Genomic DNA, 14,336 nt, shown 5'->3' with positions numbered 1-14,336 from the left:
GCCGGGCGAGGCGGCGTTCGCCGGGGCCGCGATGCCGATGGCGATGGCGGGCACGCTCCACGCGGCGCCCTGGGCGACGGTGCGGCGGGACGGCCGTCCGATCGCCTCGGCGATGGACTCGACCGTCGAGGGGCTGGGCGTCATGGTTCCTCCCGTCCGGTCGACGGGGACGTCGCGAGAAGAACGGCCCTGCAGGGGGAACGTCGACCGGTGGTCAGGACCGTACCTTTTGCAAGCACACATTTCGGGGCATTCGAGGATGATCGTCGCCACGGTTTACTAAAACTTTACGTTCGAGGCGGAACGGCGCCATTTCCACGTCGGAGAAAAGTCGATTCATTCGCCGCTCGACGAGAATTGCCGACCACGACAGGACCATCACCCCAGGTCAGGGTCCCGCGTGGCCGCCCCAGAATTCCTGCAACGACGAACAGGCGTCCGAGCAGCCACATTTCTTCCACGCATCAGGAAATGCGCGGGACCGCGGTCAGCGGGTGGCGGCGCTCATCTGCCGCAGCTCCTTTTTGAGGTCGCCGATCTCGTCCCGGAGCCGCGCGGCGAGCTCGAAATGGAGGTCGCCGGCCGCCTGGTGCATCTGCGTCGTGAGCTCCTGGATGAGCTCGGCGAGCTCGCTGGCGGCGAGGTTCTCGCCCCGGCGCGAGCCGATCGCGGCGTCGGCGTCGGCCAGGGCCGCACCCCGGCCCCCGCGCCCGCCGTCGGCCTTGCCCCGCGAGCGGGCGCGGCCCGAGCCGAGCAGCGCCTCGGTGTCGGCGTCCTCGCGCTGGAGCATGTCCGTGATGTCGGCGATCCGCTTGCGCAGCGGCTGCGGGTCGACGCCGTGCTCGCGGTTGTACGCGATCTGCTTGTCGCGCCGGCGCTGGGTCTCGTCGATCGCCTCCGCCATCGACGGGGTCACCTTGTCGGCGTACATGTGCACCTGGCCGGACACGTTGCGCGCGGCACGGCCGATGGTCTGGATGAGGCTGCGGCCGGAGCGGAGGAACCCCTCCTTGTCGGCGTCGAGGATCGCGACGAGCGACACCTCGGGCAGGTCGAGGCCCTCGCGCAGGAGGTTGATGCCGACGAGGACGTCGTACTCCCCCAGACGCAGCTCGCGGAGCAGCTCGACCCGGCGCAGGGTGTCGATGTCGGAGTGCAGGTAGCGCACCCGCACCCCCTTGTCGAGGAGGTAGTCGGTGAGGTCCTCGGCCATCTTCTTGGTCAGCGTCGTGACGAGGACGCGCTCGTTGCGCTCGGTGCGCCGGTGGATCTCGTGGAGGAGGTCGTCGATCTGGCCCTTGGTCGGCTTGAGCACGACCTGGGGGTCCACGAGCCCGGTGGGCCGGATGACCTGCTCGACGACGCCGCCGCCCGCCTTCGCGACCTCGTAGTCGCCGGGGGTCGCCGACAGGTAGACGGTCTGGCCGATGCGCTCGAGGAACTCCTCCCACTTCAGCGGGCGGTTGTCCATCGCCGACGGCAGCCGGAACCCGTGCTCGACGAGGGTCCGCTTGCGGGACATGTCGCCCTCGTACATGGCCCCGATCTGCGGGACGGTCTGGTGCGACTCGTCGATGACGAGGAGGAAGTCCTCGGGGAAGTAGTCGAGCAGGCAGTTGGGGGCCGAGCCGGGCGAACGCCCGTCGATGTGCATCGAGTAGTTCTCGATCCCCGAGCACGACCCGATCTGGCGCATCATCTCGATGTCGTAGGTGGTGCGCATGCGCAGGCGCTGGGCCTCCAGGAGCTTGCCCTGCCGCTCGAACGTCTTCAGCTGCTCCTCGAGCTCGTGCTCGATGCCGGCGATGGCGCGTTCCATGCGGTCCGGGCCGGCGACGTAGTGCGAGGCCGGGAAGACGTACATCTCCTGCTCCTCGCGGACGACCTCGCCGGTGACCGGGTGCAGCGTGTAGAGGCGCTCGACCTCGTCGCCGAAGAACTCGATGCGGACGGCGTGCTCCTCGTAGACCGGGATGATCTCGACGGTGTCGCCCCGGACCCGGAAGGTGCCGCGGGTGAACGCGAGGTCGTTGCGGGTGTACTGCATCTGGACGAACCGGCGCAGGAGGTCGTCGCGGCTCACCTCGTCGCCGACCCGCAGCGGGACCATCCGGTCGACGTACTCCTGCGGCGTGCCGAGGCCGTAGATGCACGACACCGAGGCCACGACGACGACGTCGCGGCGGGTGAGCAGGCTGTTGGTCGCGCTGTGCCGGAGCCGCTCGACCTCGTCGTTGATCGAGGAGTCCTTCTCGATGTAGGTGTCCGACTGCGGCACGTAGGCCTCGGGCTGGTAGTAGTCGTAGTAGCTGACGAAGTACTCGACGGCGTTGTTCGGCAGGAGCTCGCGGAACTCGTTCGCGAGCTGCGCCGCGAGGGTCTTGTTCGGCGCCATGACGAGGGTCGGCCGCTGCACCTGCTCGACGAGCCAGGCGGTGGTTGCCGACTTACCGGTGCCCGTGGCGCCGAGGAGGACGACGTCCTGCTCCCCCGCCTTGACTCGGCGGGCGAGCTCGGCGATGGCCGCCGGCTGGTCGCCCGCGGGCGAGAACTCGGAGACGACCTCGATGGGGGCCACGCTGCGGCGCAGCTCGGTGGTGGGGCGCATGCTCCTACGGTATGCCGCGGCACCGACACCCTGTCCCGCCGCGTCACCGCCTCAGGATGGCGGGGCCCAGCCCGACCGTGCGGCCCAGCCGCGGGCCCGGGGCAGGGCGTCCGCGACCCACGCCCGCCGGTCCGCGGCGTCGTTCGTCGGGCCCGGCCGCCGGGCCGCGAGCCCCGCCTCCAGGCGGGCGTACCCGTCGCGCTCGACCGGCTCGGCCCGCAGCCAGTCCCGCAGGAGGAGGGCGTCGCTCCACCCCGGCGAGCCGACCTCGCGCACGTGCAGCCGCGCGACCCGGCCGGGGTCGCACGAGCCGTGCGTCCGTTCTGCCCCGCCGGGGGGCCCGGACCCCTCGAGGCGGGGGAAGCCCGCCGCGGCGAGGGCGGTGACGACGGCGGGGTCGTCGGCGTCCGCGAGCCGGTGCACCCCCACCTGGAGGTCGACGACGTCCCGCGCGGGCAGCCCGGGGACCGCGGTGGCGCCGACGTGGTCCAGGCTGCCCGCGACCGCGCCGACGGTGAGCCGGACCCGGGCCAGGAGCCGCGCGGCCGCCGCCGCCCACCCGGGGTCGGGCGGGCCGAGCACCGGGGAGCCGGACCCGCCGGCCGCGCCGGCGCGGAGGTTCTCGGCGAACGGCTCGACCCGGGCGTGCCAGACCCGCCGGACGGCGTCCTCCAGCGCGGCCGGGGTGCCCTCGTTCTCCAGCCAGGCGTCGGCGGCGGCGCGGCGGGCGTCGTCGTCGGCCTGCGCGACCATCCGGGCCCGGGCGTCGTCCTCGCCCATCCCCCGGTGCTCGACGAGCCGTCGCAGCCGGGTGCGCTCCGAGGCACCGACGAGCAGGACCAGGTGGTACTCGGCGGACATCTCCTTCTCGACGAGCAGCGGCATGTCGTGGACGACGACGGCGTCGTCGGGGGCGGCCTCGAACAGCTCCTCCGTGCGCCGCCCGATGAGCGGGTGCGTGATGTCCTCGAGGTCGCGGCGCGCCCCGGCGTCGGCGAACACGACCCGGCCGAGCGCGGCCCGGTCCAGCCCCCCGTCCGGGGCGCGCACCCCGTCGCCGAACCGCTCGAGCACCGCCGCGAGCCCGGGGGTGCCCGGAGCGACGACCTCGCGGGCGACGACGTCGGCGTCGACGACGACCGCGCCCAGGGACCGCAGCACGGCGGCGGCGGTCGACTTGCCGGACCCGATGCCCCCGCTGAGGCCGACGCGCAGCATGGCGCCGACCCTAGCGGCCGGGTGCTCCCGCCGGCCGGTCGCCTCGGTCGTGGACGTCGGCGAGGAAGGCCGTGAACGCGACGACGGCCCGCGGACCCTCCAGGCCCCGGTTGGTGAGCAGCACGCTCGTGCGGTCGGCGGCGGGGTCGGCGATCCCGAGGGTGCCGGTGCCGCCGCTCCAGCCGACCGACCCCGCGCGCGGGCCCTCGGCGTCGTCCTCCAGGGCCACCGATACCTGCCAGCCGTAGGAGTAGCCGGGCGGCAGGAAGACCCCGGCGGAGCGGCGCTGCCGGTCGGTGAGGGCCGGCCGGCGCACCGCCGCCACGGCCTCCGGGGCCAGGGTGCGCGGCCGCACGAGCTCGTCGAGGACCGCACGGGTGTCGGCGGCGGTGCCCCACAGGCCGCAGGACAGCGTCGGCAGCGCGTCGGTCGCGGGGCCCTCCGGCTCGATCTCGTGCCAGGCGCCGTCCTCGCTGTAGAAGGGCGCGGCCCGCCGGTCGGCCGGGGGCGGGTCGAAGCCCAGGGCCGGCGCGTCCAGCGGTCCGGTGAGCCGCGCGGCGAGGAGCTCGGGGAGCCGTGCACCGGCCGCCCGCTCCAGGACGAGGCCGAGGACGTCCGTCGAGGTGTGGTACGCCCAGCCGGCCCCGGGCGGGAAGGCCAGCGGCAGCGCGGCGAGGCGCGCCAGGACCTCCTCGCGGGAGAGCCGCGGACCCACCGGACCCGGGTGGACGCCGGCCTCCGCCATCGCCGCCGAGAGGGGCGTCGCCTCCGCCCCGATGCCCAGACCGCTCGTCATGGTCAGCAGGTGCGCCACGGTCATCGTGGTGCGCAGCGGCCCGGCGGCCTCGAGCGGCGCGTCGGGCGCGGGCAGCACGGTGAGCCGGTCGAGCTCGGGCAGCCAGCGCGCCACCGGGTCCTCGGGCGAGAGCAGCCCCTCGGCGACGAGCCCCGCGGCCAGCAGCGCGGCCACCGGCTTGGACAGCGACGCGAGCCGGTACGCCGTGTCCTCGTCGACCGCGCGCCCGGACCCGTCCGGCTCCGTGGTCCCGCCGACGGCGTGGAGCAGCGTCCCGCCCTCGCGGACCGACACCGAGAAGCCGGGCAGCGTACCGTCGGCCACGAGGGCGTCCAGCCGAGGCGTCGGGAGCCGGGTGCGCACCGCGTCAGGGTCTCACGTGGTGGGGACGCCCAGCGGGCGCCAGGACGCGTAGTCGTCGCGGCCCACCGGCCGGTCGACGAGCAGGCCGTCCCCGCCGGGGACCGGGATCTCGCGGTCCCCGAGGAAGAGGCGCACCTTCGTCGCGAGGGTGTTGCCGGTGACGGTCCACACGATCTGGCTCATGGCCGCGACCTGGTCGCGGACCGAGAGCCGGTCGAACCCGACGGGCATCGTGACCCGCGCGACCGTGCCGATCATCGTGCCCTTCGGCGGTGTCGACGCGGCGGGCAGGGCGGTGCGCAGCCCCCGGCCCAGGTCGTCGCGGTCCAGCGGCTGGACGAGCCCCGAGAGGCTGGGTGCGAGCCCGGTGCCGGCGGGGACGGTGCGCGACACGGGGACGAGGTGGTCGCCGTCGAGGAGGTAGACCTGCACCGTCAGCGGCACCCCGGGGTTGCCCACCGCCGCGCCGTCGGCGCCGCTCGTCGGCGAGCCCAGGATCTCCGGCCGCGCCTGGGCCCCGACCCCGCACCCGCCGAGGGCGGCGAGGCAGCCGGCGGTCACGACGGCCGCGAGCACCGTGGCACCCCGCCGACCGCGGTGCGCCGAGGGGTCAGTCCGTGGGGTCGGCGGGGAGGTCGACGACAAACCGGGCACCCCCCTCCGGGCGGTCCTGGGCGAGCACCGTGCCGCCGTGCAGGTCGACGTGCCGCAGGACGATGGCCAGGCCGAGCCCGACGCCCCCGGAGTCGGCCCCGGGACCGCGGGCGAAGCGGTCGAACACCCGCTCGCGCAGGGCGGGGGCCACCCCCGGGCCGTCGTCGTCGACGGTGACCCGCGCCCCGGTGGCCGTCCGCGTGACCTCGACCCCGGCGCAGCCGCCGCCGTGGGTCTCGGCGTTGCGGACGAGGTTGGCCACGACCCGCTCCAGGCGGCGCTTGTCGAGCGGCAGCACGAGGTCGGCGGCGTCCTGGGCCACGGTCGTCACGGGGCGGCGGGCGGTCCCGTCGGCGGCGCGCCGGACGAGGTCGCCGACGAGCACCCGCTCGCGGACCAGCTGGTCGCCGGCCTCGTAGCGCGCGATCTCCAGCAGGTCGGTGACGAGGACCCGGAAGCGGGTGAGCTCGTCGGCCAGCAGCGCGACCGGCTCGCGCAGGGACGCCGGCAGGCTCGCCTCACGGTTGAGGATGACCTGCATCGAGTTGAGCATCGTCGTCAGCGGGGTGCGCAGCTCGTGGCTGACGTCGGTGGCGAAGCGGGCGTCGGCCACCACCCGGTGGTCCAGGGCGGTGACCGTCCGGTTGAAGGAGTCGGTGAGCGGGACGAGGTCGGGGTCGCCGCCGTGCTGCAGCCGCACCCCGAGCCGGCCGCGGGCGACGTCGGCGGCCGCGGTGTTGAGCCGGCTGAGCGGGCGCAGCGCCACCTGGGTCGCGTAGCGGCCGACGGCGACGCCGATGAGGACGGTGACGGCGGTGGCGGCGGTGAGCCCGACGAGGAGCGCCCGCACGGCGCCCTGCGTGCCGGTCATGTCGTACAGCTCGACGAAGGACGTCGAGCGCCCCGCGATGGGCATCCCGACGGCGAGGTACAGCGCGCCGTCGACCTCGACCCGCTGGGTCGCGACGTGCTGCTCCCCCACCGCCTCGACGAAGGCCGCCGGCAGGATGTCCGGCCCTAGCGTCGGCGCCGAGGCGTACCAGCGGTCCCCCACCCGCGCCATCGCCGCCGTGGCGTCGGTGCGCGGCAGGTCGGCGAGGACGCGCTGCCCGAGCGAGGACCCGCCGGCCAGGCGGGTGTCGAGGTGCCCGGCGTCGACCGCGGTCTCGGCCAGCGCGGCCGCCCGGCCCTCGCGCAGCAGCGACGGCGTGACGAGGCTCCAGGTCACCGCCGACATGACGAGCGACAGCAGCAGCGCGACGAGCCCGAAGGACACGGTGACCCGGCGGCGCAGGCCCCACCGGGTGGGCCGCCAGCGCGCCGACCGCGCTCCCCGGTCGCGCGCCACTACGGCGCCAGCCGGTAGCCGAGCCCGCGGGCGGTGACGACGTGCCGCGGGCTGGAGGGGTCGTGCTCGACCTTGGTGCGCAGCCGCCGGACGTGGACGTCGACGATGCGGCTGTCGCCGAAGTAGTCGTACCCCCACACCTTCTCCAGCAGGTCCTCGCGGGAGCGGATGCCGCCGTCGGCGAGCGCGAGCTCGACGAGCAGGCGGAACTCGGTGCGGGTCAGGGTGACGGTCCGGCCGGCGAGGGTCACGACGCCGTCGTCGAGGCCGACGGACAGGTCGCCGACCTCGACCCGGCGCGCCCGGCGGTCCTCCCCCGGCTCGACCCGCCGCAGCAGCGCGCGGATCCGGGCCGAGAGCTCCTTGGCGACGAGCGGCTTGGTGACGTAGTCGTCGGCCCCGGCCTCGAGCCCGGCGACGACGTCGTGGCTGTCGGTGCGCGCGGTGACCATGATGACCGGCACCCGGCTCGCCCGCCGCAGCCGGCGGCACACCTCGAACCCGTCGACGTCGGGGAGCATGACGTCGAGGAGGACGACGTCCGGCTCGACGAGCGTCAGGGACTCCAGGCCCTGCGCCCCGTCACCGGCCTCGGTGACCTCGTAGCCCTCGTCCTGGAGGGCCATCCGCAGCACCCTGCGCACCCGGGCGTCGTCCTCGATGAGCAGCACGCGCCTCGACACGGATCGGACCGTAGCACCGGCCGATCCGCGCTCCCTGGGAAGCGGCTGGACGTCACGTGACCGTCATGTACGACACGGGGCCGTCACGGACGGCGGCGGTTTCGTGACGACGCCGTGTCGGTCCCGTGACGTTCCGGGCGGCCCGCCGCCGGAGCGTCCCGGACGGGTCGAGGGTGCGACGTGTGCGGGACCCGCACGGACGGACCCCACCGTCACCACGAGTCGTCCGAGGAGGACACATGAGACCAGGGACACGCCACGCCGGAGCCGTGGCGGCCGTCTGCGTCGCCGGGCTGGCGGTCACCGGCTGCAGCACGAGCGGCACGACCGGTGGCAGCGGAGGCGGCGGGACGACCGCGGCCGGGACGCCGGTGAAGGGCGGGACGCTCAACCTGCTCGGCAGCGGCGACGTCGACTACATGGACCCCAACATCAGCTATTACTCCGTCGGCTACATGGCGCTGCGGATGTGGAGCCGCCAGCTGTTCACCTACCCGGCCGAGCAGGGGAGGACGACGACCGCGGTACCCGACCTCGCGACCGCGGTCCCCACCGAGGGCCACGGCATCAGCAACGGGGGGAAGACGTACACGATCTCCCTCCAGCCGGGCGCGAAGTGGAACACGAGCCCGGCCCGGGCGGTGACGGCCCAGGACGTCGTGCGCGGCGTGAAGCGCACGTGCAACCCGGCGCAGCCCTTCGGCGGTCTTCCCGACTACGAGAGCCTCATCACCGGCATGACCTCGTTCTGCGACGGCTTCGCCAAGGTCGGCCAGTCCGCCGCCGCGATGAAGGCGTACATGGACTCCCACCAGATCCCCGGCGTCACGGCCAAGGACGACCACACGGTCGTCTTCCGGCTCACCCAGCCGGCGAGCTACTTCGTCGACATGCTCACCCTGCCGGCGTTCTCGCCGGCGCCGGTGGAGTGGGAGGACTACGTGCCGGGCAGCTCGCAGCTGGCGCAGCACACGATCTCCGACGGCCCGTACCAGATCGACTCCTACAACCCGACGAAGCAGATCAGCTTCAGCCGCAACCCGGCGTGGGAGGCCTCGAGCGACCCGATCCGCAAGGCCTACGTCGACAAGATCGTCGTCGACGAGACGGTCAGCCAGGACTCGACCCAGCAGCAGCTGGAGACCGGGACCCCGAGCGCGGACATGGAGTTCGACAACTACCCGCCCGCCTCCCAGATCCCCGGGCTCGTCGCGAGGAAGGACCCGAACCTCAACATCGGGCCGACGGCGTCGAGCAACCCCTACATCGTCTACAACACGGTGTCGCCCTCGAACAACGGGGCGATGTCCAAGCCGCTGGTGCGGCAGGCGCTCTCGTACGCCATCAACCGCGACGACATCATCCAGGTCCTCGGCGGCAAGACGCTGAACACCCCGCTCAGCCACGTCCTGCCGAGCAACGTCGTCGGCGGCGAGAAGAACGTCGACCCCTACCCGTACGACCCGGCGAAGGCCAAGCAGCTCCTCGCGCAGGCCGGGTACCCGAACGGGCTGACCCTGAAGATGCTCTACCGCAACGCCTCCGAGGGCAGCACCAAGACCTTCCAGACGGTGCAGCAGGACCTCACCAAGGCCGGCATCACGATCGTCGGGGTCGCCTCGCCGAACGCCGACTTTTACACGAAGTACCTCCAGGTGCCCTCCGTCGCCAAGCGCGGGGTGTGGGACCTCTCGGTCGCCGGCTGGGGCTCGGACTGGTACGGCAACGCGGCCCTGTCCTTCTTCGGACCGCTGTTCAACGGCAAGAGCGCCTTCCCGCCGGCGGGCAGCAACTTCGGCTTCTACCAGAGCACCGCGGTCGACGCCCTCATCGCCAAGGCCTCGAAGGCCAAGACGCCGGAGGAGGCCGGGGCCATCTGGGCGCAGGCCGACCAGCAGGTGATGAAGGACGCCGCGTTCTTCCCCATCACCCAGCCGAACCAGCCGAACTACCACGCGAGCCAGGTCCGGGGCGCGGTCTACGTCCCCGCGATCCAGAACTTCGACCCGACGAACGTCTGGCTCGAGTCCGGCAAGCAGGGCGGCTGACCGGCCACCGCCGGCAGCGACGTGAGAGGCGAGAGCACACGATGACCCTCCTCCAGGTCCGCGACCTCCACGTCCGGTTCGACACCCCGGACGGCGTGGTCCACGCCGTCCGGGGCCTGTCGTTCGACGTGGCCCGGGGCTCGACCCTCGCCGTCGTCGGCGAGTCCGGGTCCGGCAAGAGCGTGGCGACGCAGAGCGTCACCGGGCTGCTCCGGGGTGCCCGGGTCAGCGGGTCGGCGCGGTTCGACGGCACCGAGCTCATCGGCGCCGACGAGGCGACGCTGCGCCGGCTGCGGGGCGCCCGGATCGGGATGATCTTCCAGGACCCGTTGTCCAGCCTGCACCCGTACTACCCGGTGGGCTGGCAGATCGTCGAGATGATCCGGGCCCACGACCGGTCGAGCAGCAAGGCGGCGGCCCGTGCGCGGGCCGCCGACCTGCTCGGCCTCGTCGGGATCCCCCGGGCCCGCCAGCGCATCGACGACTACCCGCACCAGTTCTCCGGCGGCATGCGCCAGCGGGTGATGATCGCCATGGCCATGGCCCTCGACCCCGCGCTGCTCGTCGCCGACGAGCCGACGACGGCCCTCGACGTCACCGTCCAGGCGCAGGTGCTCGACGTCATGCGCCGCATGCAGGAGCAGTTCGGCACCGCCATCGTCCTCATCACCCACGACCTCGGCGTCGTCGCCGAGATGGCCGACGAGGTGCTCGTCATGTACGGCGGGCGGGCCATGGAGACCGCACCCCGGCGCACGCTGTTCTACGAGGCGCACCACCCCTACGCCGAGGGGCTCCTGCACTCCCTGCCCTCGCAGGGCGAGCCCGGCCGGCGGCTCACCCCCATCCCGGGCTCGCCGCCCTCGCTCATCGACCCGCCGGCCGGCTGCCCGTTCCTCGCCCGCTGCCCGCACGCGTTCGCGGCCTGCCACGAGGACCCGCCGCTGCACGTCGTGGGCGGTGACCCGGCCCACCACTCCGCCTGCTGGCTGCCCGAGGACCGCTCGCGCCGGACCACCACCGACCGCACCCTCCAGGAGACCCCGTGACCGCGACCCCGCTGCTCGTGGCCGAGCACGTGACGAAGTCCTTCCCGGTCCGCAGCACGACGCTGCTGCGCCGCTCCGCGGAGCGGGTGCACGCCGTCGACGACGTGAGCCTGGAGGTCCGCCCCGGCGAGACCCTCGGCCTCGTCGGCGAGACCGGCTGCGGCAAGTCCACCCTCGCCCGGTGCATGTCGCGCCTGTACGACGTCGACGGCGGCACGGTGACCTTCGACGGCGAGGACATCACCCGCGCCACCGGCTCGCGGATGCGGGCGGTCCGCCGCGAGGTGCAGCTGGTCTTCCAGGACCCGTACGGCTCGCTCAACCCGCGGCGGCGGGTCGGCTCGATCATCGGCGACCCGTTCGACATCCACGGCATCGGCGCCAAGGGCGAGCGCAGGCGCTCGGTCCAGGAGCTCATGGAGCGGGTCGGCCTGAACCCCGAGCACTACAACCGCTTCCCGGCCGAGTTCTCCGGCGGGCAGCGCCAGCGGATCGGGGTGGCCCGGGCGCTGGCCCTGCGGCCCCGGCTCGTCATCTGCGACGAGCCCGTGTCGGCCCTGGACGTGTCGATCCAGGCCCAGGTGCTCAACCTCCTCCTGGACCTCCAGGAGGAGCTCGGGCTCACCTACGTCTTCATCTCCCACGACCTCTCGGTCGTCCGGCACGTGAGCGACCGGATCGCCGTCATGTACCTCGGGCAGGTCGTCGAGGTCGCCCCCACCGAGGAGCTGTTCGACCGGCCGCGCCACCCCTACACCCGGGCGCTGCTGTCGGCGCTGCCCGTGGCCGACCCCGACGTGTCGGACAGCCGCGAGCGCGTCGTCCTCGCCGGCGACCTGCCGACCCCGACCAACCCGCCGTCCGGCTGCCGGTTCCACACCCGCTGCCCGAAGGCGCGCGCGGACTGCGCCGCCGAGGTGCCGGTGCTGCGCCGGAGCCACGACGACACCGCGGACCACGTCGCCGCCTGTCTGCACCCGCTGCAGCGCGGCGAGGACCTCGGGGCGGCGACCCCGCAGGTGCAGGACAGCGAGATCACCGCCGAGCAGGACGAGAACGCGGCGGCCGCGACGCCCGAGGAGGAGACTCCGTGAGCACCGACCGCGCCACCCGCCCGACCGGCCCGGGCGCCGGCGAGCCCGCGGCGCCGCCGGAGGAGGTCCCGGGGGGACGCCGCCGCATCGAGGGCCGCTCCCCGTGGGCGCTGGCCTGGCAGCGGCTGCGCCGGGACCGGGTGGCGATGGTCTCCCTCGCCGTCATCGTCCTCGTCGTCCTGCTCGCCGTGTTCGCCCCGGTCGTCGCGGCGCTGACCGGGCACGGCCCCGACCAGCAGTTCCGCCAGGACGGCCTCTCCCCCGACGGGCTGCCGGTCGGACCCAACGGGACCTTCTGGTTCGGCACCGACGACCTCGGCCGCGACATCCTCGTCCGGATCGCCTACGGCGCCCGGATCTCCCTCCTCGTCGGGGTCGTCGCGACGGCCCTGACCGTCGTCATCGGCGTCGTCGTCGGGCTCGTCGCGGGGTTCGTCGGCGGCTTCGTCGACACCCTGCTGGCGCGGCTCGTCGACATCGTCCTGTCGATGCCCTTCCTCCTCGTCGCCATCGCGCTGGTGTCGATCACCGGGGCCGGGCTCGGGGTGACGATCGTCGTCATCGGCTCGTTCAGCTGGGCCTCGGTGGCCCGCATCGTGCGCGGCCAGGTGATCTCGCTGCGGGAGCGGGAGTTCGTCGAGGCCGCCCGCTCGCTCGGGGCCGGCGACGTCCGGATCATGTTCGTCGACGTCCTGCCCAACGTCCTCGCACCGGTCATCGTCTACACCTCGCTGCTCATCCCCATCGTCATCCTCACCGAGGCGTCGCTGTCCTTCCTCGGCCTCGGGCTGCCCCCGCCCACCCCGGACTGGGGCGGGATGATCGACGAGGCGACGACGTACTACACGACCTCGTGGTGGTTCGTCTTCTTCCCCGGCCTCGCCCTGCTCGTCACCACCCTCGCCTTCAACCTCTTCGGCGACGGCGTGCGCGACGCCTTCGACCCGCGCGGCGACCGTGGCGCGACCGTCGTGGGAGGTGCCTCGTGACCCGCTTCCTCGTCCGCCGCGTCGGCCAGGGCGTCGTCGTCCTCTGGCTCATCACGATGGCCGTGTTCGCGCTCTTCTACATCGCGCCGAACAACGTCGCCCGCACCCTGGCCGGCCGGCAGGCCACGCCCGAGACCATCGCGCTCGTCGCGCACCGGCTGGGGCTGGACCAGCCGATCTGGAAGCAGTACCTGCTGTTCGTCTGGCGGGCCCTGCACGGCGACCTCGGGTACGACTACTACCACCAGGTGCCGGTGACGACCATCCTCGGCGCGGCCATCCCGGTCACCGGCTCGCTCGTCCTCGGCGCGGCCGTCATCTGGGTGGCGCTCGGGGTGACCAACGGTGTCGTCTCCGCGGTGCGCCCGCGCTCGGCCACGGACCGCTCCCTCACCGTGTTCTCGCTGTTCTTCTACTCGATGCCGACGTTCCTGCTCGGCCTCGTGCTCCTCTACGGGCTGTACTTCCAGCTCACCCTGCGCGGCATCACGGTCTTCCCCGCCGGGGGCTACGTCCCCCTCGCCGGTGGGGCCTGGCCGTGGGTCCAGCACCTCGTCCTGCCGTGGTTCACCCTCGCGCTCGTGCAGGCGGCCACCTACACCCGGCTCACCCGCGGCAGCATGCTCGACGTCCTCGGCGAGGACTACGTGCGCACCGCCCGGTCCAAGGGCATCGGCGAGCGCCGGGTCGTCGTGCGGCACGCGCTGCGCAGCGCCCTGACCCCGGTGGTCACCCAGTTCGGCATCGACGTCGCCGCGCTGCTCGGCGGCGCCGTCGTCACCGAGCAGGTCTTCAGCCTCCCGGGGCTCGGCAAGACCGCGGTCGACGCCATCAACCAGCAGGACCTGCCGGTCATCATCGGCGTCGTGCTGCTGGCCTCGACGGCCGTGGTCCTCGCGAACATCGTCGTCGACGCGCTCTACGCCGTCCTCGACCCGCGGGTGCGGCTGCACTGACGCCGCTCCGGACCCCCACCTGGTCGGCGACGGCCCCTGTCACTCGTCGGCCAGGCGGGCCGGGAAGCCCCCGGTGGCGACGGGGGACCAGCGCGTCGGGGTGATCCGCAGCAGGGACTTGCCCTGGTCGACCATCGCCTGCCGGTACTCGTCCCAGTCCGAGTGCTCGCCCGCGATGTTGCGGAAGTACTCGACGAACGGCTCGACGTCGTCGGCGGCGTCGACGACCTCGACGTCGCCGTCGACCTGCACCCAGGCGTCGCCGAAGTCGTCGGACAGGACGAGCACGCTGGCGCGGCTGTCCCGGCGCGCGTTGCGGACCTTGGCCCGCTCCGGGTAGCTCGTCACGACGATCCGCCCCGCGTCGTCGACCCCACCGGTCACCGGCGAGGCCTGCGGGCGGCCGTCGGAGCCGCGCGTCGTCATGAGGACCATCCGGTGCCGGGGCCGGACGAACTCCAGGAGCCCGTCGAGGTCGACCTCGTCGTTCGTCGCGATGCTGCGTGCCATGCCCCCAGCCTGGCACGCCG

The 14,336-nt window shown here is 73.6% G+C and carries 12 protein-coding genes; 5 read left to right on the top strand and 7 right to left on the bottom strand.

All coding sequences use genetic code 11. From position 1 onward, the window contains the following. Positions 1-487: 487 nt before the first annotated feature. The 6 genes from uvrB to EPD83_RS04245 are packed head-to-tail and all read right to left on the bottom strand — an operon-like array spanning position 488 to position 7,670. Positions 488-2,608 carry an excinuclease ABC subunit UvrB gene (gene uvrB / locus EPD83_RS04270; protein WP_128368275.1) on the bottom strand — a complete coding sequence of 707 codons (2,121 nt, stop codon included), beginning with the start codon at positions 2,606-2,608 and terminating at the stop codon, positions 488-490. A gap of 51 nt (positions 2,609-2,659) precedes the next feature. Next, positions 2,660-3,826, bottom strand: a complete 1,167-nt coding sequence (gene coaE / locus EPD83_RS04265) for a dephospho-CoA kinase (RefSeq protein ID WP_165566249.1) — start codon at positions 3,824-3,826, stop codon at positions 2,660-2,662. A gap of 10 nt (positions 3,827-3,836) precedes the next feature. Further along, entirely contained in the window at positions 3,837-4,985 is a 1,149-nt protein-coding gene (locus tag EPD83_RS04260) for a serine hydrolase domain-containing protein (protein ID WP_128365951.1), read from the bottom strand. Between the two features lie 12 nt (positions 4,986-4,997). After that, positions 4,998-5,561, bottom strand: coding sequence for a hypothetical protein (locus EPD83_RS04255; protein WP_128365950.1), 564 nt, complete (start codon positions 5,559-5,561; stop codon positions 4,998-5,000). 34 nt (positions 5,562-5,595) lie between these two features. Next, positions 5,596-6,987 carry a sensor histidine kinase gene (locus EPD83_RS04250; protein WP_128365949.1) on the bottom strand — a complete coding sequence of 464 codons (1,392 nt, stop codon included), beginning with the start codon at positions 6,985-6,987 and terminating at the stop codon, positions 5,596-5,598. Next, entirely contained in the window at positions 6,987-7,670 is a 684-nt protein-coding gene (locus tag EPD83_RS04245; protein ID WP_128365948.1) for a response regulator transcription factor, read from the bottom strand. Before EPD83_RS04245 ends, EPD83_RS04250 begins: the two co-directional genes overlap by 1 nt. A 239-nt stretch (positions 7,671-7,909) precedes the next feature. On the opposite strand from EPD83_RS04245, the gene EPD83_RS04240 reads away from it, so the two are divergent. From EPD83_RS04240 to EPD83_RS04220, 5 genes are read left to right on the top strand one after another with little or no spacing between them, the layout of a single operon-like run. Beyond that, on the top strand, positions 7,910-9,718 hold the full coding sequence (locus tag EPD83_RS04240) for an ABC transporter substrate-binding protein (protein ID WP_128365947.1): 1,809 nt from the start codon (positions 7,910-7,912) through the stop codon (positions 9,716-9,718). A 41-nt stretch (positions 9,719-9,759) separates the two neighbouring features. After that, entirely contained in the window at positions 9,760-10,767 is a 1,008-nt protein-coding gene (locus EPD83_RS04235) for an ABC transporter ATP-binding protein (protein WP_128365946.1), read from the top strand. Then, entirely contained in the window at positions 10,764-11,861 is a 1,098-nt protein-coding gene (locus EPD83_RS04230) for an ABC transporter ATP-binding protein (RefSeq protein ID WP_128365945.1), read from the top strand. Before EPD83_RS04235 ends, EPD83_RS04230 begins: the two co-directional genes overlap by 4 nt. Then, positions 11,858-12,850 carry an ABC transporter permease gene (locus EPD83_RS04225; RefSeq protein WP_128365944.1) on the top strand — a complete coding sequence of 331 codons (993 nt, stop codon included), beginning with the start codon at positions 11,858-11,860 and terminating at the stop codon, positions 12,848-12,850. The genes EPD83_RS04230 and EPD83_RS04225 overlap by 4 nt, the downstream gene beginning before the upstream one ends. After that, entirely contained in the window at positions 12,847-13,806 is a 960-nt protein-coding gene (locus tag EPD83_RS04220; protein WP_128365943.1) for an ABC transporter permease, read from the top strand. Before EPD83_RS04225 ends, EPD83_RS04220 begins: the two co-directional genes overlap by 4 nt. A 39-nt stretch (positions 13,807-13,845) precedes the next feature. On the opposite strand, the gene EPD83_RS04215 is transcribed toward EPD83_RS04220, so the two are convergent. Then, on the bottom strand, positions 13,846-14,316 hold the full coding sequence (locus EPD83_RS04215; protein ID WP_165566248.1) for a PPOX class F420-dependent oxidoreductase: 471 nt from the start codon (positions 14,314-14,316) through the stop codon (positions 13,846-13,848). Positions 14,317-14,336: the final 20 nt, after the last annotated feature.

Origin of the sequence: Phycicoccus flavus (assembly GCF_004025965.2) — a bacterium.
Taxonomy (GTDB): Bacteria; Actinomycetota; Actinomycetes; order Actinomycetales; family Dermatophilaceae; genus Phycicoccus; species Phycicoccus flavus.
This window is presented reverse-complemented; position numbering and strand designations above follow the sequence as displayed.